The organism is Aestuariibaculum lutulentum, from assembly GCF_032926325.1.
Lineage (GTDB): Bacteria > Bacteroidota > Bacteroidia > Flavobacteriales > Flavobacteriaceae > Aestuariibaculum > Aestuariibaculum lutulentum.
Window position 1 is genome coordinate 2435249 of sequence record NZ_CP136709.1, and the last position, 22994, is coordinate 2458242.

General features: G+C 34.2%; 19 protein-coding genes and 1 tRNA gene. 13 read left to right on the plus strand and 7 right to left on the minus strand.

The window, feature by feature from the left end; translation table 11 throughout:
- Positions 1-11 precede the first annotated feature (11 nt).
- The 3 genes from R1X58_RS10410 to nirK all read right to left on the minus strand — a co-directional run bounded on the left by R1X58_RS10410 (position 12) and on the right by nirK (position 2948).
- Entirely contained in the window at positions 12-617 is a 606-nt protein-coding gene (locus tag R1X58_RS10410; RefSeq protein WP_240575439.1) for an SCO family protein, read from the minus strand.
- Positions 618-718: 101 nt separating this feature from the next.
- Complete coding sequence (locus R1X58_RS10415) at positions 719-1498, minus strand: formylglycine-generating enzyme family protein (RefSeq protein WP_188229994.1); 780 nt, start codon at positions 1496-1498, stop codon at positions 719-721.
- Positions 1499-1505: 7 nt separating this feature from the next.
- Positions 1506-2948 (minus strand): copper-containing nitrite reductase, encoded by a 1443-nt coding sequence (gene nirK, locus R1X58_RS10420; RefSeq protein ID WP_240575440.1) that lies wholly within the window; start codon positions 2946-2948, stop codon positions 1506-1508.
- A gap of 215 nt (positions 2949-3163) precedes the next feature.
- Between nirK and R1X58_RS10425 the strand changes: the two genes are divergently transcribed.
- The gene (locus R1X58_RS10425) at positions 3164-3715 is read left to right on the plus strand and encodes an HPP family protein (protein ID WP_240575441.1); all 552 of its coding nucleotides are present in this window, start codon (positions 3164-3166) and stop codon (positions 3713-3715) included.
- Between the two features lie 392 nt (positions 3716-4107).
- Here R1X58_RS10425 and R1X58_RS10430 read toward each other — a convergent pair whose 3' ends face one another.
- Together R1X58_RS10430 and R1X58_RS10435 are read right to left on the minus strand one after the other, a co-directional pair.
- The gene (locus tag R1X58_RS10430; protein WP_240575442.1) at positions 4108-5685 is read right to left on the minus strand and encodes a T9SS type A sorting domain-containing protein; all 1578 of its coding nucleotides are present in this window, start codon (positions 5683-5685) and stop codon (positions 4108-4110) included.
- A gap of 231 nt (positions 5686-5916) precedes the next feature.
- Positions 5917-7398 carry a T9SS type A sorting domain-containing protein gene (locus R1X58_RS10435; RefSeq protein WP_240575445.1) on the minus strand — a complete coding sequence of 494 codons (1482 nt, stop codon included), beginning with the start codon at positions 7396-7398 and terminating at the stop codon, positions 5917-5919.
- 287 nt (positions 7399-7685) lie between these two features.
- On the opposite strand from R1X58_RS10435, the gene R1X58_RS10440 reads away from it, so the two are divergent.
- Positions 7686-8033 (plus strand): cupin domain-containing protein, encoded by a 348-nt coding sequence (locus R1X58_RS10440; protein WP_240575446.1) that lies wholly within the window; start codon positions 7686-7688, stop codon positions 8031-8033.
- A gap of 69 nt (positions 8034-8102) precedes the next feature.
- Here the strand turns inward: R1X58_RS10440 and R1X58_RS10445 are convergent, their stop codons facing one another.
- Positions 8103-9131 carry a LacI family DNA-binding transcriptional regulator gene (locus tag R1X58_RS10445; RefSeq protein ID WP_240575447.1) on the minus strand — a complete coding sequence of 343 codons (1029 nt, stop codon included), beginning with the start codon at positions 9129-9131 and terminating at the stop codon, positions 8103-8105.
- A gap of 153 nt (positions 9132-9284) precedes the next feature.
- Here R1X58_RS10445 and R1X58_RS10450 point away from each other — a divergent pair, with 153 nt between their 5' ends.
- Together R1X58_RS10450 and R1X58_RS10455 are read left to right on the plus strand one after the other, a co-directional pair.
- Positions 9285-10331 carry a sugar kinase gene (locus R1X58_RS10450; RefSeq protein ID WP_240575449.1) on the plus strand — a complete coding sequence of 349 codons (1047 nt, stop codon included), beginning with the start codon at positions 9285-9287 and terminating at the stop codon, positions 10329-10331.
- Between the two features lie 12 nt (positions 10332-10343).
- Entirely contained in the window at positions 10344-11012 is a 669-nt protein-coding gene (locus R1X58_RS10455; RefSeq protein WP_240575452.1) for a bifunctional 4-hydroxy-2-oxoglutarate aldolase/2-dehydro-3-deoxy-phosphogluconate aldolase, read from the plus strand.
- A 50-nt stretch (positions 11013-11062) separates the two neighbouring features.
- Here the strand turns inward: R1X58_RS10455 and R1X58_RS10460 are convergent, their stop codons facing one another.
- Entirely contained in the window at positions 11063-11524 is a 462-nt protein-coding gene (locus R1X58_RS10460) for a hypothetical protein (RefSeq protein WP_240575453.1), read from the minus strand.
- Between the two features lie 167 nt (positions 11525-11691).
- Between R1X58_RS10460 and trxB the strand changes: the two genes are divergently transcribed.
- The 9 genes from trxB (at position 11692) to R1X58_RS10505 (ending at position 22887) form a co-directional block, all read left to right on the plus strand.
- Positions 11692-12666 carry a thioredoxin-disulfide reductase gene (gene trxB / locus R1X58_RS10465; RefSeq protein ID WP_317292972.1) on the plus strand — a complete coding sequence of 325 codons (975 nt, stop codon included), beginning with the start codon at positions 11692-11694 and terminating at the stop codon, positions 12664-12666.
- Between the two features lie 109 nt (positions 12667-12775).
- Positions 12776-12850: transfer RNA gene (locus tag R1X58_RS10470), tRNA-Pro, on the plus strand.
- Between the two features lie 202 nt (positions 12851-13052).
- The gene (locus R1X58_RS10475) at positions 13053-15710 is read left to right on the plus strand and encodes a TonB-dependent receptor (RefSeq protein WP_240572693.1); all 2658 of its coding nucleotides are present in this window, start codon (positions 13053-13055) and stop codon (positions 15708-15710) included.
- Positions 15711-15716: 6 nt separating this feature from the next.
- The gene (locus tag R1X58_RS10480) at positions 15717-17057 is read left to right on the plus strand and encodes a DUF4876 domain-containing protein (protein ID WP_240572694.1); all 1341 of its coding nucleotides are present in this window, start codon (positions 15717-15719) and stop codon (positions 17055-17057) included.
- A 42-nt stretch (positions 17058-17099) separates the two neighbouring features.
- Positions 17100-18695, plus strand: a complete 1596-nt coding sequence (locus R1X58_RS10485) for a DUF6850 family outer membrane beta-barrel protein (protein ID WP_240572695.1) — start codon at positions 17100-17102, stop codon at positions 18693-18695.
- Between the two features lie 2 nt (positions 18696-18697).
- On the plus strand, positions 18698-19828 hold the full coding sequence (locus R1X58_RS10490) for a cytochrome-c peroxidase (RefSeq protein ID WP_240572696.1): 1131 nt from the start codon (positions 18698-18700) through the stop codon (positions 19826-19828).
- Between the two features lie 433 nt (positions 19829-20261).
- Entirely contained in the window at positions 20262-20846 is a 585-nt protein-coding gene (locus R1X58_RS10495; protein ID WP_240572697.1) for a YceI family protein, read from the plus strand.
- 68 nt (positions 20847-20914) lie between these two features.
- Positions 20915-22171: a hypothetical protein gene (locus tag R1X58_RS10500; protein WP_240572698.1), complete on the plus strand. Its 1257-nt coding sequence runs from the start codon at positions 20915-20917 to the stop codon at positions 22169-22171.
- Positions 22172-22311: 140 nt separating this feature from the next.
- The gene (locus tag R1X58_RS10505; protein ID WP_240572699.1) at positions 22312-22887 is read left to right on the plus strand and encodes a YceI family protein; all 576 of its coding nucleotides are present in this window, start codon (positions 22312-22314) and stop codon (positions 22885-22887) included.
- Positions 22888-22994: the final 107 nt, after the last annotated feature.

Here is a 22994-nt window from a genome sequence, read left to right on the forward strand (position 1 = left end):
TTTAAGATGGTTTAATTGGTTAGTCTAAGGATGGCATCGATTGTTTCAGTGTTATCCACTCCTAAGTCTTCCTGTTGATGTATTAATTCGCCTTTAGGATTAAAAATACTTATAATATTAGAATGCGAAAAGTCTATTGGAGATATTTGTTTGTATTTAACGGCTAATACATTTGCGAATTCCCTAACCCCAGTTTCAGTACCTTGAAGGAATGTCCATTGCGGGTCATCCATATAATTTTCAATGGCAAAGGATTTCAGACGTTCGGGCGTATCTGTTTTTGGATCTATACTAATTAATACAAAGTTGAGCTGGTCTATTTTGTTATCAGGAATTTGTGCCTCAATATTCCGCATATCTGCAACTAAACGCGGGCAGGCGGCTTTACATGAAGTATAAATCATGACCATAACCAGCGTTTTTCCTTTTAAATCCTTCAAAAGAATCTGCTCACCTTCTTCGGTGTTCCAATTAGAAGTTAAATTGAAAATTGATTCTTCTGAAATACCATCAGTATTTTCAATTTTTGAAGCACTTGTTTCCAATGGTTGTAAATCCATTTTACATATTGGACAATTAAAAGGTTGGTTATATGTTTTATTACCTTCGCATTGCATTGGGCATAAGTAAAGTATCGTACCCTGTTTTGACTTATTTGAGTTACATGAGCTGAAAGTGAATGTGAGCAGCGCAAAAATTGTAATTATTTTTAAAATTTTCATGGTTGTGGTTTTGTATCTTTTACACATCTAAACCCTAAGTTTTTCATAGCGTATTTAGCTTTTAGGCTTCCCCTGATGGCATAACGCATAAAGGCCGCATAGTTCATTAAATCGGTGGCGTTAACGGCTGCACTTCCGCAGAATAGATTATTGTCTTTATCGACATCTTTTCTCGATTCACCAGTAATGAGCACAGAATTAAAATCAAGTGTCCATTCCCAAACTAGACCATGCAAATCATATACTCCCCAAACATTTTTTTGATTTTTACCTATAAGATTTTCATTGGTCTTAGGGGTTTCGTACCAAGCTAGAATTTGTTTGTTATACTCAGGTTTAAGCCTAGCATCACGAGAGGTTTGGTCTGCCATAGCGGCGTATTCCCATTCATCAATAGTAGGTAATCGTTTGCCTTGGCACTCACAATAATCTTTAGCTGCAAACCAGGAAACATAAGTTACTGGGCTATTTTGTTTTTCTGTATCATTAAGTTCAAAATCATTTTTCCAATTTAATAAATAGCTTTGATCAGTAAATAATTTTAAGGCTTTCGATTTTTGCCATTTAGGATATTGTTTAACAAATTCTAAAAATTGGACATTAGTGACAGGGAAAATGTCCATTTCAAAATCTTTAACTTCTACAACGGTAGAATCTCTTCCGTAAAGTGGGATATATCGACTACCTTGTATAAAGACCATGTTTTCAGACTGCCCAAACAATTTAGTTTGACTGATAATTATAAAAATTAATAATCTGAAAACATGATCTTTCATGACTTGGCTATTTTTTGTTTTTTACATTTTCGACCATAGATGTCGTTACCACTTTTTTAGAATTGCCCCAACTGTTGTATACATAAGTTAATACATTTGCAATTTCTTCTGAAGAGAGCATTTGTTTGGTCATAACACTATTGTATTTTTCACCATTAACGGTTATTTCCCCAGATTTTCCATGCAATACAATATCTATTGCGCGATTAATATCGGCATTTAGGTAATCAGATTTAGCTAAAGGAGGGAAGGCATTTGGTATTCCTTGTCCTTCTGATTGGTGACAAGCAAAACAGGTTTGCATATAGGTTTGTTTACCAAATTTCATTTGTTCATCAAAGGATTTGGCTGGAATCTTAGATTCTACAATTTCATCGGTTGTCGGCATAGACTGAATACCCGGCCCCTCAGGAAGGTAAATATCATCTCTAATTTCTCCAGAATATATTTTTTTATTTTTTTCGCCTTCTACTTTAAGCATACCTAAGGCGCCTTTATTAAATGCTCTGAAGATCGAGTGATCTACCAAAATAAATGTTCCGGGAACATCTACTTTAAATTCAACAATAGCTGCACCACCAGCGGGAATAAGAGTTGTTTGTACATTTTCATTGGTTTGTTTTCCTCCTTCAATATGTACTTTGTCAAATATTTCTCCTATAACATGGAATGAGGAAACCAAACCAGGGCCTCCGTTTCCTACGAAAAGCCTCACTGTTTCACCAACTTTCGCTGTTATTGCATTATCTCCGGTTAGCGCGCCTACTTTACCGTTAAATACAACATAATCAGCTTTTTCATCGACTGCCTTCTGCATGTCGAAAGGTTGTAAGCCGCGTTCACCATTAGCGCCTTTTGTATAGAAATCACCCTGCATAATATAATATTCTTTATCAACAGCAGGTAAACCTCCTTCAGGTTCAACTAAAATTAAACCATACATACCATTGGCTATGTGCATACCTACAGGAGCTGTTGCACAGTGATATACATATAAACCCGGATTTAAAGTTTTAAAGGAAAATACTTTCTCATGTCCAGGTGCTACAAAAGAAGATTCAGCACCTCCTCCGGGACCTGTAACAGCATGCAGATCTATATTATGAGGTAGTTTGTTCTCTGGATGATTTTGAAGATGAAATTCCACTTCGTCACCAACACGAGTTCTTATAAAACTACCAGGAACTGTACCTCCAAATGTCCAGTATACATAACGAACACCATTGGTTATTTCTCCTTCTTTTTCAAGAATTTCCATTTTAACAATTAGCTTTTTTGCGTTTCTCCGTCCTACAGGTGTAGGTACATTGGGAGGAGAGGTTAATTCTGCAACCATTTCTCTGCTTACGGGAATTTTTGAAGTGTTTTCGTAATGTTTTTCTTGATTTTTGAAGCAGCTAAAAAGAAATAAAGTAATAATTAAGGGTAAATATTTGATTTGTGTTTTCATATTTAGTGATTTAGTATTCTCAAAACTATGATATACTATTTTTTTAAAATATGATATTTATCATAATTAGGATAAATTTGTCTTAATTGTTTTTTTAGGTTTAAAATTTCAATGTTTTTCTAGGTGAATTTGATTAGTAAAATAATTATTAAAAGTTTAAACTTAGTATTTTTGCATCTTTTTAATTGAAAATAAAGACCACACTTAATACATCTATGAGAACTAGGATAAAAAGAGGAATTAGAGTATCCAGATATATTTTATATAGAGAAACACTTATCGATTATACAGAAAAAATTTGGTCTTTTTTGGGAGCTTTTATTGGTATAGGAGTCATTGCTTTCTTTCAATCGTTTTATTTATCGAAAGAGGAGAATGTTTTTTTAATTGGTTCTTTTGGGGCCACAAGTGTTTTGATTTTTGGAGCTATTCGAAGCCCATTGTCACAACCTAGGAATTTAATAGGAGGTCATTTAATTTCTGCTCTTATCGGTGTTACAATCTATAAAATATTTCCAGAAATTATATGGTTGACTGCTCCTTTGGCAGTTGCGATTTCTATTGTTTTAATGCAATTTACCAAGACTTTACATCCTCCGGGAGGAGCAACAGCATTGATAGCAATTATTGGAACTGAAAAAATAAAATCTTTAGGGTATTATTATGTGTTTTCACCCGTTTTGTCTGGGGTATTAATATTATTTGTAATTGCTTTGGCTTTTAATAATATAACAAAGCATAGAGAGTATCCATCAAAAAAATATTAACATGATCAGTCGCAAAAATAAATAAATGAAAGCTATAGTGAATAGATAATTTTTCAATTTATGAATATTGGTTTTAAAAATATATGTTTGAATGAGGTTTGAGACTCAAATCTAAAAATTGTAATATTGCAAGTAGAATTTTTAGTATAAATACAAACAAAAGTTCTCATCAAATAAGTTACTCATTCGGTTACCAAAAGTTAATTAGAGTTTGAAACTTATTGATTTCACTACATAAGTTGGGTTTTAAGGTCTTCCTGCCACCCCGACAAAAAAGCCAGAATATCAATTGATATTCTGGCTTTTTTTATTTGTGATATTGATATTTGGAATAAAAAAATCCCGTTCAAAACTTGAACGGGATTTTTTGGGTTTTTGAATTTATATCAAAATTATTTAACGATAATTTTCTGAGCAAAGAAGCCTAAATCGGTTTGTGCTTTAAAAATGTATAAACCAGTATTTAAGTTAAAATCTAATCTTTGTGATTTTAAAACGCCTTGCTTAACCACTTTACCTGTAATGTCGTAAATGCTATAAGCAGCATCAACTAACGATTTGTCTACCATAAAATAATCTTTAGCAGGGTTAGGGTAAACATTGTTTATGCCTTTAAGTTTTTCATCTGAATCAGATAAGGTTAAGGTGTTTAAGTTAAGTTTATAAACTTCATCTCCAAATATTTTACTAGTTGTGGTTCCAGAATAGTGGCCTTCAAAGTATAAAATATCATTAACTTTTATGGGTCTGTTAGCAAGAATTGTTTCAGGGTCTAATATGGTAGAGGTTGTTCCATCAGTTCTATGTATGAAATTGTCATCTACAGGTTCTTCTACATCATTTCCATTAGTATCTTTATACTTAAGTATTTCATCTTTCTCTCCTAAATAATAAAGAAAATCATCTGAATCACTTCCAGTTACAAAATGTGTTGGGTCGTGGTTTTTCTTTACATTGTGTGTAATTTGTGTAACCGCATCTGCATCAGTGCTTGCGTTTGCGTCGTAAGAATATAGTTGAGAAAATCCATTGGAATCTATGGCGCTAAAATAAAGTTTGTTTTTCCAAACGTACCATGGTTTAATGTAATCTACTGCATCATTTACAGCAGCTACTAGTTCGGTGCTACTACCATTGGTTTTGTAAAGAACAAAGTCATCTTTAAGTGCTACAGAACTACTTTCTCTTTGGGCAAAATATAACTCGTTATTGTACTGTACGAAATTATGTAATCTGTATGTGGTAGGTAGTTGAGTTGCTCTAGAGAACTGCTCTGTAGCAGGATCGTATATAATTACTTCCATTCCTTCTGTATCTGTACCATCAATAGTTAGGTTTCCCGCAAAATAGATTTTATTGTTGAAGGCTTGTATGAGTGCATGGTTATTATTTGATTCACGATTTCCCCATGAAAATATGGTTTCCACTTGTCCTGTTGGTCTGTTAACACGTGTAGCGGCTGTATTGGTACCATCCCACTGCCATAATTCCTTATTAGAGATATTTATAAAATATAGTATACCGTTTAGTTCTACCATGTCGTCCATCCCATTAACTAATTCTGTTACTTGAGTTGTTCCTGCGGCTGTGCCGTCTGATTTGTAAGGTACATTGCTGCGCGTGAAATGAACATAATTATTAAAACCGAAAAAGTAACTAGGAGATGAGCTGCCAGTTCCAGGGTTAACGTCAACATATGTTAACGATTCGTTATCAGGGTCACTAGGGTCTAAAACCCAAAGTTCAGTACCAATGTGGTCATTTAAAGCATCTGCGTCATCACCGTCTGTGGTGTAGTCGCTCCCTGCAGCTCCTGTGGTAGCTTTAAAATAGATTTTGTCATTGTAAAAGAACATCACGTCGGGGTTAGAACTCCCAGTTCCTTTATTGATATCAAATAATAAAGTGCTTTGGGCGGTTGCAGCCAACCCAAACGCGAATGCTAAGCAAGAAAATAGTTTTCTTTTCATAAATTAAAATGTTTAGATAATTAGATTTATTAAGTTTTATATAAGTATTACTCAGTAAAAATGAATTACCCTTGCTTTTTATTTAATAAAAATGAAAAATTATTTAATTATCATTGATTTTTAGTTGAAATGCTTGTATTAATGCGGCTTAATAAAGTTTTTTTTATTCATAAAAAAATCCCGTTCAAGTTTTGAACGGGATTTTTTTAATAAAATTAAGTGTATAATAAATTATTTTCTAACCATGATTTTTTGGGTGTAGCTTGCAGCATCTACTTCTACTTTTAAGATGTATAATCCAGTGTTTAAGTTGAAATCTAAACGCTCAGAACTAATAACTCCAGATTTAACAGCTCTACCAGTAATGTCATAAATGCTGTATGGTGCATTCATTAATTTGTTAGGCATCATTAAGTAGTCTGAAGCTGGGTTAGGGTATACTCTGGCAACTTCAGATAATGGTTTAGCTGTAGATAATACTTGTGAGTAGGTTATTGCTGCTGGATTTACCCAAAATAACTCTGTACCATATACTATTGTGTCTCCATCATCATCACCTCTCATTAATATAATGTTGTTATCGTTAGGGTCTACAACTTTAACAAACCAATCTATATCCAATTTATTGTCAGGGTCAACTTGTTCAATGGTTTCACCATCAGGATTAATTCTAAATAATCTAGCATCTGAAGTTGAATAAGTTCTTGTGTTTTCAGTTTCACCTCGGTAATATAAATAACCGTCTATTTCTGTGTAAGAGTTGGCATCATGATCTACAGTAAACCAGGTTAATTGTTTAACTGCTTGGGTGCTTGGGTTGTAAGAAAATATGTTTTCTATAGCATTGCTATCGTCTGCTAAAAAGTATATCAAGTTGTTCCAAGTGAATACTTCTCCTTTTACAGCAAAGTCTTGAGTAGCTGTTACTTTTACAGTGTTTAAGGCTGTACCGTCAGATACCCAAAGTGCATCTACAGAGGTGTCGGTATCGTTTGCTGCACTAAAATACATTTGTCCATTATATTCTATAAAATTACTAACATAACCAGCTGAAGCACCAGAAGCAAATTCTTTAAATAGCTGGAAGGTGTCATTACTAGGGTCAAAAACGTAAAGTTCGTTGCCTATTGTCGACTGCTCAGTAGATGTTCTGGCATAACAAAATATTTTGTCGTTAAATAAAAACATCTCAGAAACATACATGTCCCCGTTTGATTTATCATAACCAGAAACAGAAGCTGTTGTACCATCAAATCTAAAAATATCACCATTAGTGACCCCAGCGTTTTTGTCAATGTAATATAAAGCGCCATTAAATTCTATAGAGCCTTCAAAATATTGACCAGCTAATTCGGTAGCTACCTCAGTACCTAAAGCGGTTCCATCTGTTTTCCACATTGCTGATGCGCCGTTGTTCCAGAAATACATAGTATTGTTAAATTCTACAAAGGCTCTTGGATAGGAGTTTGAGGTGGTACCATCTAAATCTATAAGCATGTTTGTACCAGCAACGGTACCATCAGACACCCAAAGCTCTGAACCGTCGGTACCATTACTTGCTTGAAAGTATGCTTTTTTACCATCATTAGTAACATAAACATAGTTTGGATTTGAGTCTGTTCCAACAGTGTTAATTTCTTTGAAAAGTTCAATCTGAGCGCTTGCAGCAAGTGCTAAAGTGAAAGCTAAACATGAAAGTAGTCTTTTTTTCATAAATTAATTTTTTAGAGGTTTTTTAGTTTGTTATGCAGTAAAACTTACTGCCGTATATTATTAAAACGCAGTATGTCATGTTGAGGGTGACATTTTTAGTTAAAAAAAAATTAAAAAATGATTTTTTATTTGGTGGTTATCTTTTGTTTTACTAGAGATAGTGAGGCTTTACAGAGGTTTTTGTGTTTGTGAAAAATTCTAAAAATTTTTAAAAAATCAAGTTGTTTTTATGTGTTACTTTTGTTTTTGTGAGATTAATTTAAGTAAAATGGAAATTCTGTAATATTATGATAAATTTTGGAGCAAGTGAGGTGTTTTTATCTGGTGATGATATAGCGTGGGAAGACCTTGGCGGAGGTATTAAACGAAAAATTATGGGGTATGATGATAATATCATGCTCGTTAATGTGAGTTTTGAAGCAGGTGGGGTTGGTGCGATGCACGAGCATCCACATGTTCAGGTAACTTATGTGGCCAGCGGGGAATTTGAATTTACGGTTGGCGATGAGGTGAAACTGGTAAAAGAAGGAGATGGACTTTATATTCCTCCCAATACCATGCATGGCACGGTTTGTAAAAAGGCTGGGATTTTGATAGATGTGTTTAATCCTATTCGAGAGGATTTTATACCCTAAACTAATGACTTAGTGGAAATAAAAAAGGTTTCAATTATTGAAACCTTTTTTATTTTGAAATTTTTATAGTTATCCTTTTTTGTTAGATGAATCTCTAACAATCAATTCGGCGCCAAGAATAATTTTATTCAGTGTTTGCTTTTTTCCGGGTGTTTTAACGCGCTCTAAAAACGTTAAGGCCACTTGTTTGCCTATTTCATCACTATGTTGGTTAACGGTTGTAATAGAAGGGTTTACCAAAGCTGTAAAAGGTTCATTTCCAAAACCAACTAAGGCGATGTCTTCAGGTACTTTTATGTGTTCTTCTTCTAGAACTTGTAAAGCTCCAAGAGCGGCATAATCTGCGGCCACATAAACAGCATCCGGTCTGTTTTTTAACTCAAGAAGCTGCTTCATTTTTTTTCTGCCGTCTTCTATGGTCAGACTGCTTTCAATGAGTAGCTCATCTTCTAAAGGTAAATTGTGTTTTGCTATGGCGTCCATATAACCTCGAATCCTGTTGTTGAAAATTCTGGTATGTCGGTAACCTCCAATATGGGCAATACGCTTGCAGCCTTGTTCCACTAAATGTTCAACAATCATATGACTGCTATCGTAATCATTAATTCCGATGTAATCGACATTTAAATCATTTTCACCACGATCGAATAAGATTAAAGGAATGCCTTTCGACTTTATCTTTTCATAATAATCCAGACTAATGGTTTCATTTGCCATAGATGCAATAATACCATCAACCTGAGTAAATAGTAAGGTGTCAATATTGCTACACTCTTTTTTGAATGATTCGTTAGACTGGGTAATGATAATGTTATAGCCTTTTTTGTTCAAAACTTCTTCAATATTCTGAATTACGGAAGAAAAAAAGTTGCTGTTGGTTCTTGGAACAATCAATCCTACCAGATTACTTTTTCCACGGCGCAGGGCACTAGCTAAGTGGTTGGGCTGGTAGTTTAATTTTTTAGCCACTTCTTTAACGGCTTCTTTAGTTTTATCACTAATGCGCGAATCGTCGTGTAATGCCTTAGAAACGGCGGCCGGCGAAATGTTTAATACATTAGCAATGTCTTTTATAGTTGTTTTTTTTTTGTTGGTCAATTTTTTTATATATTTGCTTAATCGTTTAAGCAAAATTACTGTAATACTTTTTTAAATCAAAATAAGTAGTTTGATAATGGTAATTTTTTTTTTCTAAATACTGCTTAATCGTTTAACTAAATTTCGAATAATAATTAATAACTATTAAAAAAAATGAGTAAAGTAGTAACTTTTGGTGAGATCATGCTTCGTTTAGCACCTCAAGGATTTAAAAGATTTTCGCAAGCTGATAACTTTGATGTTATTTATGGTGGAGGTGAGTCTAACGTAGCCGTTTCATTAGCAAACTATGGCGTTTCTGTAGATTTCGTAACGCGTTTACCAAAAAATGATATTGGAGAATGTGCCATGATGGAAATGCGTAAGCGTGGTGTTAATGTTGATAAAATTATCTGGGGTGGTGACCGTTTAGGAATTTATTTCTTAGAAACTGGTGCTGTATCAAGAGGTAGTAAAGTAGTTTACGATAGAGCGCATTCTGCTATGGCTGAGATTGAAGCTGGAATGATTGACTGGGATGCTGTTTTTGAAGGTGTAGAGTGGTTCCACTGGACAGGTATTACACCTGCGATTTCTCAAGGTGCTGCTGATGCTTGTTTAGAGGCTGTTAAAGCTGCTAGCGCAAAAGGTATTACTATTTCAACAGATTTAAACTACCGTGCTAAATTATGGAAATATTGTGATGCTGCACATAGAGAAGCTGTAATGACTGAGTTAACATCTTACTGTGATATCGTTTTAGGGAACGAAGAAGATGCTGAAATGCACTTTGGTATCAAACCAGAAGGTTTAACAGTACAAACTCAAGGACACGATGTTAAAGCGGAAGCTTTCTTATCGGTTTGTAAACAAATGATGGAGAAATTCCCAAGAGCTAAAAAGGTAATTACAACTTTACGTGGTTCTATTTCTGCATCTCACAATACTTGGGCTGGTGTATTATATGATGGAAACAAAATGTTTGAAACGCGTCAATACCAAATTACAGATATCGTTGATAGAGTAGGTGGTGGTGACTCATTCATGGGAGGTTTAATCTACGGATTATTAAAATACCCAGAAGATGATCAAAACGCATTAGATTTCGCTGTTGCTGCTTCTTGTTTAAAACACACGATTAAAGGTGATGCGAACTTAGTTACTGTTTCAGAAGTTGAAAAATTAATGGGTGGTGACGCTTCAGGTCGTGTAGCTCGATAAAAACATTTTAAAATGGCACAATATACAAGATTAGAAGTAGCTCAGGCTATGAAAGAAACAGGAATGATTCCTTTATTTTTCAATAGCGATTTAGAGTTAAGTAAAAAAGTATTAAAAGCGTGTTACGATGGTGGCGCTAGATTATTAGAGTTTACTGCACGTGGAGATTTCGCTCACGAAGTTTTTGGTGAATTAACAAAATACGCTATTAAAGAACTTCCAGGTATGATTATGGGAGTTGGTTCGGTAACCGATGCTGCTGCCGCGTCATTATATATGGCTTTAGGAGCTAACTTTATTGTAACTCCGGTGTTAAGAGAAGATATCGCTATCGCTTGTAACCGTAAAAAGGTATTATGGTCTCCTGGTTGTGGAAGTTTAACTGAAATCGCAAGAGCTGAAGAGCTAGGATGCGAAATCGTTAAGTTATTCCCTGGTGATTTATACGGACCTAAATTCGTAAAAGGAATTAAAGGCCCACAACCTTGGACAAGCATTATGCCAACAGGTGGTGTAGCTCCAACCGAAGAAAACCTTAAAGGTTGGTTTGATGCAGGAGTAACTTGTGTTGGTATGGGATCTCAATTAATATCAAAAGAGATTCTTGCAAATAAAGATTACGCAAAGTTAGAGCAGGATGTTAAAGCTGCTTTAGATATCATCAAAGCTGTTAGAAAATAATTGTAAAATTTTCTTTATAAAAAAAGGTTGAACTCATGTTCAACCTTTTTTTATTTTATTCTATGGTAAATTTCACCATAAATAGGATTTCCCAAACTATCTTTTTCCGTTTGCATATAGGAGTCTTCGTCTATAAAGATAATATCTAATCGGTGAATACTATCTTTTTCTAAAACGGTAAGTAAGGCTTCCGAGCCATACTCGGTGTGCTCAGCTAAGGTATCATTCTTAAAAGTGTAGTTTCCACTTCCAAACCATTCAGATGAATCGTAAGAGGTGAATCTGTTCCACATAAATTTATTATCTGAAAACATTTTCATTTGAATAAATTTTTCAGAAGTCATAATGGTGTCTACAGAGCCATCACCACTATAATTTAAATAACTAATCATTTTCCAGGCTCCTTTCAAATCAAGTTTGTTAGAGAGCTCTGCCGTTTGTAGTTCTGCTTTCGGATTTTGGTTACAGGATAATAAAATTGCAGTACAGAGAAGTAATAGAAATGGTTTCATAATTATCTTATTAGGTTATTAGTCAGATTACTACAATTTACGAAAAAATGTGGTGAAAATGAATTAGGATAACAACTAATTATGAACCGATAATATCTTTTGATAACTTTAGTGTAAGTTTTCTGTTAAAAATTCTACTTTTGTTTTAATAAAAATTAGTAGCAATTATGTCAGATAAAATAGAAAGAGTAAAGTGCTTAATTATCGGGTCGGGACCTGCAGGTTACACCGCAGCGATTTATGCAGCACGTGCTAATATGAGTCCGGTATTATACCAGGGAACACAGCCAGGAGGCCAGTTAACAACCACGAACGAAGTGGAGAACTTTCCAGGATATCCACAAGGGATTACAGGACCTGAAATGATGATGGAATTACAGGCTCAGGCACAACGTTTTGAAGCTGATATCCGCGATGGGTGGATTACTAAAGTAGATTTTTCAGGCGATATTCACAAAGTTTGGGTAAACGACGAGAAGGAAATTCACTGTGATACGGTAATCATTTCAACCGGAGCTTCAGCAAAATATTTAGGCTTAGAATCTGAACAAAAATACTTGAAGCTAGGTGGCGGTGTTTCAGCATGTGCAGTATGTGACGGGTTCTTCTACAGAAATCAGGAAGTGGTGATTGTTGGTGCAGGAGATTCAGCTTGTGAAGAAGCGCACTATTTATCAAAACTATGTAAAAAAGTAACCATGTTAGTAAGACGTGATGAGTTTAGAGCCTCTAAAATCATGGCAGAGCGTGTAGCTAACACTCCAAATATTGACATTCTTTTCAATACAGAAACCGATGAAGTTATTGGTGACGGACAGGTAGTAACTGCAGTTCGTGTACACAACAATAAAACTAACGAAAAACACGAAATTCCAGCAACAGGATTCTTCGTGGCAATCGGACATAAACCAAACACCGATATCTTTAAAGATTATATCAGCTTAGATGAAACGGGTTATATTATTAATACACCGGGAACAGCTAAAACCAATGTGCCGGGAGTATTTGTAAGTGGAGACGCTGCCGATCACGTATACCGTCAGGCGATTACAGCAGCCGGAACTGGTTGTATGGCAGCTTTAGATGCAGAACGTTATTTAGCAGCTAAAGAAGTAACTGTAGAAGTTTCAGCCACTGCATAACATAGAAATTAAATAGATTTTAAAAGCCGAAGTTTTTACTTCGGCTTTTTTTATTTTACACTTTTGAAATTTATTAAAAAGTATTTTCTTTGGCAATAAATTTAAAAATCGGGATGTGGCGCAGTCCGGTTAGCGTACACGGCTGGGGGCCGTGTGGTCGCAGGTTCGAATCCTGTCATCCCGACAATCTTCTTTCTTTCTTTCTTTCTTTCTTTCTTAGTGTTTTAATTCAATGAGTTATATGTTTTGTTTGTAATAGCAATCCTTTGTTATGTTTTATAACATAATTTAACACATGTTAACTTCTTAGTTCTTTAGGTGTATTTTTATTATTCTTATTTAGAATAAATAAAAATAAAGATATATTTGCAGCCTTAAAATTAACTATGAGGTCTGTATTTCTTTTCATTTGTCTGTGTTCTATTGGTGCTTTAGCTCAGGATAGGGTATTTGGTGTTGTCAATGATGATGCAACTCATCTGCCTTTAGAAAACGTAACGGTATTTAATATAAAAACGGGAAAGTGGGATGTGACCGATAAAGAAGGGAAATTTACTATTGAGGTTGATATTAACGATTTTGAAATTGAGTTAAAAATACTCGGAAAGAAAACGAAAGTTTTAACATCAAAAGAAACAGCTGTAAATACGTCATTAGTTATCGTTTTAAAAGACGAAGATTTACGATTGGAAGAAGTAGAAGTTACGGCTGTACCAAGACGAAGTAAAGTTGGTTCGGCGGTTGTTTTAGATGAATATGCCATTAATCAAATTCAGTCCTATAGTTTAAGTGATGTTTTAAATCAAATTCCTGGGCAAACCATAACCCCACCTTCATTAAATTCGGTTAATTCCATTTCATTACGAACAGCGCAAGAAAGTCAAACCAATGCTTTTGGGGTTTCATATGTATTAGATGGCATGCAGCTATCTAACGATGAAAACATGCAGAATTATAATAGTAATTCTGGACTAACTACCTATGATAATGTGAATTCAGGTATCGATTTACGTTCTATTCCAGCCAGTAATATTGATGAAATTGAAGTCGTAACCGGAATTCCTGATGCTCAATATGGTAACCTAACCAGCGGATTAATTAAAATTAACAGAAAGGCTGGAGTTACACCTTACAGGCTTTCTGCCAATATAAGACAAGGTAATAGTGCTGTAAGCATTGGAAAAGGCTTTAAAATTAATGATAAGTTAGGAAACCTGAGCTTGTCATTAGATTACGTAAATGCCAATGCCGATCCAAGAAATAGTTTAGAGCAATACAACAGACTTACAGCCTCTGGAATATGGTCGTTATATAATTCAAATAAAACGATTAAAAATACTTTTTCTTTAACCCTGCATAATAACCTTGATGATTTAAATTATGATCAAGATAATGATGATGGAGGTCAGGAGGCAAAATATAAAAAGGATAGAGGGATAAAATTAAGTAACCGATTTACCTGGCAACCTGAGGCTTCGTTTATAGATCATTTAAATGTTAATTTAGGATATGCCTATACCTATCAGCATTCCTATGTTCAGTCTTTTAAAAATGATGGAGGACGTGTGGTACCAACAGGCTTAGAAACCGGATTGTATTCCGGGGAATATACACCTGTAGCCTATATGCAAATTCGTCAGGTGTATGGGCAGCCAGTAAATTTAAATTTAGGTACATCTGTAGATAAAACAATTAAAAATTCTCATGTAAGACATAATCTGTCATTAGGAGCAAATTATAGTTTTAGTGATAACAACGGAAAAGGAAAAGCTTACGATCCAGCTAATGCTCATACTCAGGTAACACTTAGTTCAGGGAGTAGTACGCTAAGTTCGGGTGAAGGTATTCGTGCTTTAGATTTTGGGCGTTACGTGAAACCAAGGATAAATTTTGGCGTTTATGCTCAGGATAATATAACCTGGAAATTGTCTAACGATAACGAAGTGTATGCCAATTTAGGTATGCGTTATGATATTCAGAATGGTTTTTCAAATTTTAGCCCCAGAATTAATTTAGGTGTAGAGTTAAGTCAAAGTTTAAGTCTTCGAGGCGGCTTGGGGTTTGCTTCAAAAACTCCATCGCTTTCACAGATTTTTCCGGGAGATAAATATTTTGATATGCTTATTCGTGATTTCAGAACATCTGATTATTCATTCAATCTAATTCAAACGTATAAAACCGAAATAGCCAAGCAGAATTTAGAGCCTACAAAAAGCTGGAAATACGAATTGGGGTTAAATTATAATACAGGCTTTGGGAACTTGTCGTTAACCGGTTATTACAATCATACCTTTGATGCACTGGCGAGTTATAATGCGTTAGAACGGGTTGATTTCCCAGAAGTAGAATTTACCTTTGCCGATAGTCAGTCGCCTCCAACCTACGAGGTTGTTGGGTATTCTCCATTATTGCTGGATTATAGTTTACAAACCAATGCGGCAAGTACCATTGATAAAGGGATCGAGTTCTATTTCAACTTCAATAAGATAAAGGCTATCAATACCTCGTTTAGTCTGGTTGGAACTTATGTGTATAGTAAGTCGTTTTCAGATTTAGATCGTGTTATTCAGAATACAGATCCCCTTGAAGAACAATACTTATATGGTGTTTATAAAAGTACGCCAACGAAAGATGATTTATTTAGACTTCGTGGAACAGTAACACATCATTTGTCCGATTTAGGATTATTAATTTCTTTAACCGCCGAACAATTTACCAGATCGAAAAGTTTTGCGACTTCGTCAAGTATTTTTCCTATTGCTTATATCAACTCAAATGGCGAACGTGTAAGTATTCCTGAAAATCAGCAGGAGTCTGACCAGTATAGTAGTTTATGGTTAAATCCATCTTCAGCCGAAGATAAAACCACGCCTATCTATCATAATTTTCATTTACGAATGACAAAAGAGTTGCTTAATGGCATAAGTATGTCGGTTTATGCTAACAACTTTTTAGACTATCGCCCAGTGATTACGGTAGATGGCATTGAATATGTAAAAAACAGCCCAATTAGTTTTGGTGCCCAAATCCAATATAAATTTTAAAAAACAATGAAAAAGATTTTACTATTTGTCCTAACAAGCTTTTTAATGGCTTGTAGTAATGACGACGATAATTTTGTAATGCCCGTAAATAATAGTTTTAAGGTAACTTTTAATGAAGGTTACGATTTTGCAGCTGCCGCAAATGTTGCTATTACATTAGTGAATAACGATGACGGCAAAACATATACGTTAACGACAGATGCTAATGGTATGGCTGATATAGAAGTTGTGCCAGGGAAATATAATGTAAATGCGTCTTTAGTGTTTACGGCCGAAGAATATTCAGCCTATTGGGGGCAGGAAGTTTCAGATCCGGTTAGTTTTAATGCGTCTTTAAGTGGCGTGACGATTAATCAGGAATCTACAGGATTGGTAGAAATGGTTTTAGTAAGTGGAAAAATAGGAAGTTTGTTGATTAAACAGGTGTACTTTTCAGGTTCCGATGTGAAATTAGGCGCTTCATTCAGAGACTTGTTTTTTGAAGTGTATAACAACTCCAACGAAGCTGTGTATTTAGACGGTTTATGTTTTGCTCAGGTATATGGGGCATCTTCAGTAAGTTCTACATTACAATCGTATCATTTAGCTAACGGTCAGTACGACTGGAGCCAGTCGTATAACCAAGCCAATGTTGAACATGCAAATACTAATTATGTTTACGCCGATGAGGTATTAAGATTTCCAGGAACCGGAGAAGAACATCTTTTAGAGCCAAGAAAAAGCGTGATTGTTGCAGCTACGGCTATTAACCATAAAAGTCCGTTAACGGTTTTAGATAATGATGGAGAAACCAAAGTTTACGAAGTACCGGAGCCAGACAGAACAATCGATTTAAGTAATGCGCCATTTGAAGCTTATTACAGAGATTATCAGGAATCTATTGGAAGTTCGTATTTAGATTCAGATATCGATAACCCGAATGCAGCTAACATGGAAATTGTATTTAAAACCTATGCAGGGAAAGATCTTATTTTAGATCCATTTGGTCGTGACGCTTTTGTGCTTTTTAAAGAAAATGATGACGCTATAAATTCATGGGGCCGCGTGCCATTGCCATCCATTGCTGCAGAAAATTATTCAGAGGACACTAAAGTGTATTTACAAATTCCTAGTGCTGTAATTATTGATGGTGTTGAGACACAACGAAATGATCCTTCTAAAGCAAAGCCAAAACGTTTAACCGATGATATTGATGCTGGTGAAATCTCTACAATTCTTGGACATTATTCTTCAGAATCGGTAATTCGAAAAAGTAAAGAAGTAAACGGTATTACAGTTTATCAGGATACTAACAATTCCAGCAACGATTTTATGGTGTTATCGCACCCTGAAGTCATTATAGAATAAGCTTTTAAGAAATTAAATTTTACGTTGCGAACTAATAAAGTTATGAAGCAGTATTTTCTTTTTTTGCTAGGTTTTAGTGTCAGTTTAGTTGGTTTCGGTCAACAAAAAGCTGATAGTATTCAGGATCCTGTGCGTCAAATTTTTGCTCAAGATTTAGTGCAGGAGTTAAGCAAATTTCCTTTAAACTATCAGTTTACCTCAATTAAAGATTATACGGCTTCAGCTTTATATTTTAAAACCGAAAGCGGTGATTTAAAAGATGGACGTACACCCGAAACCATAAATAACTTTGGTTTAAAAACTCAAGGGTTGTACCGCAATAAAAAAGGCGTATTGTTTTTTGGTGATATTTCCATTTCAAAAGAATTTTATAAAAACTTAAAGTGGAATCTGTCTTACGATTTACCTGAAAATGGAGTAATGAGCGATCCGCATTATTTCGGCGTTTCAAAAGGAGGAAACTGGAGTAATCAGGAGTATGATATAAACGGCGGTTTTATTTTGCCTGTAAGTTTTAAAATTAAACTTTTACTAAATACGAATTACACGTTGTTTAATAAGTATCGTATTGATTTAGACCCCAGACCAGAAATAACCTGTAATAACTTAGATGTTAATCTGGGTTTAAGTTATAAGTTAGCTGAAAAACATCATATAAAAGCATCGTTTTCTTACGGGTATACTCATGGTGATAATGAGATCAAGTTTTCTAATAATGATAAAAACCTACCTGCTAATTACGATATTTATGTGAGATGGATGTCAGGTTACGGTTCTTTATCAAGTCCGTTTAAAAATTCTACGCAGCGCCGCTTCACCGAGCATCAGGCTCATTTAGGGTACACGTTCCAGACGGAAAATTTAACTATAATGGCAGATGCCTTGTATAAAGCAGCAGACCAGCTTACGTATAGAAATAATGGAGTTGTAGATAAAGATGATACCTCAAATTATTTTGCAAGTTATAAACCAGAATCATTTTCGGTACATGTTTTAGGTTTATATAAAATAACACCTTTGAAACAGGTAAAGTTTAATGTAAGCGGCGATTTTAGTTCTGGAAATAATTTTTGGTATGCTAAAGGCGGAAAAACTTATTCAGCTCAGGAAAATGCTTTGAAAGCAGGGGTGTCGTACTTAAATTTTAGTTCAGAAAAGATATTTTGGGATATGGGGTTGAGTACAAAAATTTGGAATGTAGAACAACGTGATGCTTTGGCGACAACTTCTTCAAATTATACAAATTTAGATTTTCAACCTTACATTATGCGTTCGTTTGCCGTTTCAGATAATATGGCTTTAAGTCCGTTTTTTAAAAGTACATTGAGGTTGAATCTTGATGAATTGTATATTCAGGGAAATACTTCAGATTTAGAAAATATTCAGGAAAACGATTTTGCAGCTTACGCGCAGCGCGATTTTTATAGCGAAGTGATTATTCCAAACCATGAATTATACAGTGCGAATCAGTTAAATTTAAGTGGCGGAACTTTTATTAATATCAATTCTCAAAAGCATTATAATGTAAGTCTGAAATTGCAGGCTGGTTATCAGATTGCTTTACAACAAATGCATGCATTTTCAAGTTCAGACCCTTCACGTTTTAGCGGGCTTGCCAGCTTAACTATTAGCTATTAAAGATGAAAAAATATAGTTTTATTCCAATACTGGTTTTAGTAGTGCTTTTTTCAGCATTTAAAACCTATCAGTATTATGATATTAATGTACTTAGAGAGCAATATAGTAGTGGCGATTATACGCAATGGCCGGCACCCGATTTAGATTCGATAACCGCTATTAACTTTCAAGATATTGGTCATTTAGATGCTGTTGTTCATCCTGAAACGAATCCGTATTCTAAAGAAAAAAGAGAGTTGGGGAAAACGCTGTTTTTCGATCCGCGTTTATCGTCCAGCGGACAAATAGCCTGTGCCAGTTGTCATGATTCCGAAATTGGCTGGAACGACGGAAGAAGAACCAGTTATGGGCATAACCGCCAATTGGGGCGAAGAAATTCTATGACGATTTTAAATGTCGCTTACGCTGAAAAATTATTTTGGGATGGCAGGTCAGGCGGTCTTGAAGATCAGGTTAATTTCCCTATTAAAGATTCATTGGAAATGAATTTTCACATTAATCTGGCTGTCGATACCATATCTAAAATTGAAGGATATAAAGCACTTTTTGAAAAAGCCTTTGGTACATCACAAATATCTGAGCAAAGAATAAGAAAAGCTATTGCAACTTTCGAACGTTCTATTGTTAGTGAGAGTACTAAATTTGATAAGTTTATTTCCGGTAATTCAGAAGTATATTCAGATGAAGAAGTTTTAGGTTTGCATTTGTTTAGAACCAAAGCCAGATGTATTAATTGCCATAATTCAGGATATTTTTCAGATAATCAGTTTCACAATACCGGATTAACTTATTATGGTCGTCCGTTTGAAGATTTAGGGCTTTATGAAGTTACTGGAAAGAAAGAAGATGTCGGGAAATTTAAAACATCGAGTTTAAGAGAAATATCCAGAACGCGACCATACATGCATAATGGATTATTTCCACATCTAGAAGGTGTGGTAAATATGTATAACGCTGGGATGCCGCAGCCTAAACGCAAAGCACATCAATTAAATGATACACTTTTTCCAACAACCTCACCTATATTAAAAGCCTTGCAATTAACAGTAGAGGAAAAAGGCGCATTGGTCGCGTTTTTAGAAACTTTAGAGTCCAGACGACATAGAGAATCGCCTCCGGAATTACCAATGTAAAAGGTTGTGAAGTTTATATTATAAAATCCTGAAACAGTATTATTTCAGGATTTTTTTATACGTGTCATTTTATATTATATGTAGTAAAATTAGTATTGTTTTGTGAGAATAGCGAAAAGATGTAAATAAATTTTGTATATTCTCAGTTGAATTCCCAATTCTTCCCATGATTTATTTTTAAGGATAGGTTTACCTGTTTTAAGTAAAATCTTAGACTTGGTTATGTTAAAATTTAAAAATATCTCAAAAAATACATCGAAATACACTTTGATGCGTGTAATATTTTTATTAATATTATAAAACTGAATATCAGTTGTTTAAGTTCTTTTTTGTAGTGTTTGATTAAGTTTATTTAACCGAAACATGATAAAAATCATAGTTTCAAAATTCAAGTAAAATGTATATTTGTCGTATAATTTAAAACATAAAAGTGATGAGTAAATTTAGAAAAATAGGCGTAACTGTATTAGGATTAGTCCTGATACTATTTGTAGGTTTAAGTCAGGTTCAGGCACAGGAATATAATTTAGTAAACAAAGAATCTTCATTAAAAGTTTACGGAACCTCAAGTTTACACGATTGGCATATTGATGCTGAAAATCAATCAGGTAAAATAAAATTTTCTAGCACAGAAGCGTGCACAATAGACCAGCTTACTTTAGATATTGTAACTGAAAGCTTAAAAAGTGGAAAATCTGGTATGGATAAAAACACTTACAAAGCTTTAAATTCAAGCAAGTATAAATCTATAACCTTTAAATTAACTAAAGTTAATACTGTTACAGATAAAGGGTCCGGTGTTTACGAAGTAAAAGCGCAAGGAGACTTATCTATTGCCGGAACAACTAAAAATGTTCCAATGAATTTTAAAGTTACTATTAACGGTTCTAAAATTACATTAGATGGAGAAAAAACGTTTAAAATGACAGATTTTAAAGTTGACCCTCCTACAGCCATGTTCGGAACCATCACTACTGGCGATGAAGTAACAGTAAAATACTCAACCGTATTAAAATAAATCAAATTTTCAACCACATATTTTTATAAATCAATTTAAAACACTTTACAACTTAAACAATTAGAATCATGAAATCAATTTTCAAAAATGCAATTTTAGGCGTAGCCTTACTAGCAGGAGTTAGTTTTTATGCGCAAAATAATAGAGATTTAGATAATTACAGGCAACCAGACCAAAGAGGTGTAAATGTCTTCGAACCACAAAAAGATACCATTTCTAGTTTCGATGGTCTTAAAGTACGTGTGGGTGGTTCGTTCGCTTTACAATTTCAAGGGTTAGACCATGAAAATTCAGGTACAGTACCATTAGCTGAAATAGGTTCAAATTTCAATCTTGCAACAGCAAACTTAGATTTAGATGTAGCGCTTTATGATGGTGTTCGTATGCACTTAAGAACCTATTTATCATCTCGTCACCACCCGGAACCATATGTAAAAGGTGGGTATTTCCAAATTGATAAATTAGATTTTATCAGCGAAGGATTTTTAAGTGAGTTTATGAAACATACGACCATTAAAATTGGACATATGGAGAATAACTACGGTGATGCACACTTTAGAAGAACAGATAATGCGCAAGCCATTTACAATCCATTTGTTGGTAACTTAATTATGGATGCTTTCACTACAGAAGTAGGAGCTGAAGTTTATTATAACACCAATTCAGGTCTATTTGGTATGGTTGGTTTTACTAATGGTAAATTAAACCAATCTGTAGAAGCTGGTTCTAATGGAACAACTGGAGGTGCTGCTTTCTTAGCTAAATTAGGATACGATAACCAAATAAACGACGATTTAAGATTACGTTTAACAGGTTCGTTATATAACACAGGTTACGCATCTAGATTGTACTTATATAGTGCAGACCGTACAGGTTCTAGATATTACCATGTAATGCAAGCAGAAGCTGCAACTTCAGATAACTTTAGATCTGGTCGTTTTGCTCCAAGTTTTAGCGGTAGTATTACATCTTTCATGATTAACCCATTTGTAAAATACAAAGGTTTAGAGTTATTTGGTACTATTGAAAGTGCTACAGGTGGTGACGATGATAGAAATACTATGCAATATGCAGGAGAAGTTATTTACCGTTTTGGTCAAGATGAAAAATTCTTCTTAGGAGGTCGTTATAATACAGTAGATTCTGAGGAAACTTTTGGAGATGTAACTATCGACAGATTCCAATTAGGTGCTGGATGGTTCATGACTAAAAATGTACTTTTAAAAGCTGAATATATGAACCAAACTTATGATGGTTATACAAACAGCGTTTATGAAGACGGTAAATTCAATGGATTAATGATGGAAGCTGTAATTAGTTTCTAAAATAAAAATAAGAACGATTAATAGCTAAATAGTAGTAGATAAAGTCTCTAAAGTATTGTTAAATAGTTAAACTTTCGACTAAACAATTACTTTAGAGACTTGTTTATTATCTTTATAAAAGAATTAAAAGAAAAAGAAAAATGAGAAGAGTTGTGTTCATAGTGTTTATACTAGCAGCATTAGCTTTTACAAATAAGGATACTGCGGTAAATAACACGTCGATTGTTGTGTCTTCAAAAAGTACATTAGTAGTTAAAGGTACAACCAATGTAAATACTTTTAAATGTGTTTTTGATTCCAAACGTCTTAAAAATCCAGTATCTGTAACTTATTTTTCAAATGGAGAAAAATTAAAATTTAGAGAAACAGCGCTGGTTTTGGACAATGGTTGTTTCGATTGTGGCGGAAAAGGTATTAATAGAGATTTTCAGAAAATTCTGAAATCAGAAAGCTATCCGCAGATTAAACTCATTTTAAAAGAAACCAGTAGTTTGGAAGATAAAAATAATGTTCAAACATTGGTAGATGTTGAAATTGCCGGAATTAAAAGAGAGTATAAAATACCAGTTACTGTAAAAAAGAATGGTAGTACTTTAATCAATGGCGGTTTAAAAGTGTGTTTAAGCGATTATAATTTAGAACAACCTAAGAAAATGTTTGGTCTAATTACAGTTGACAATGAAATATTCATAGATTTTAATTTAGTAGTAGAATAAATAAAAGATTCTTTTAAAAAAAATATAAAAGGCTTCACAATACTTTGTGAAGCCTTTTTTTATGAATATGTCCGGTGAGGTTAAATAAAATGAAATGTGGTTGAACA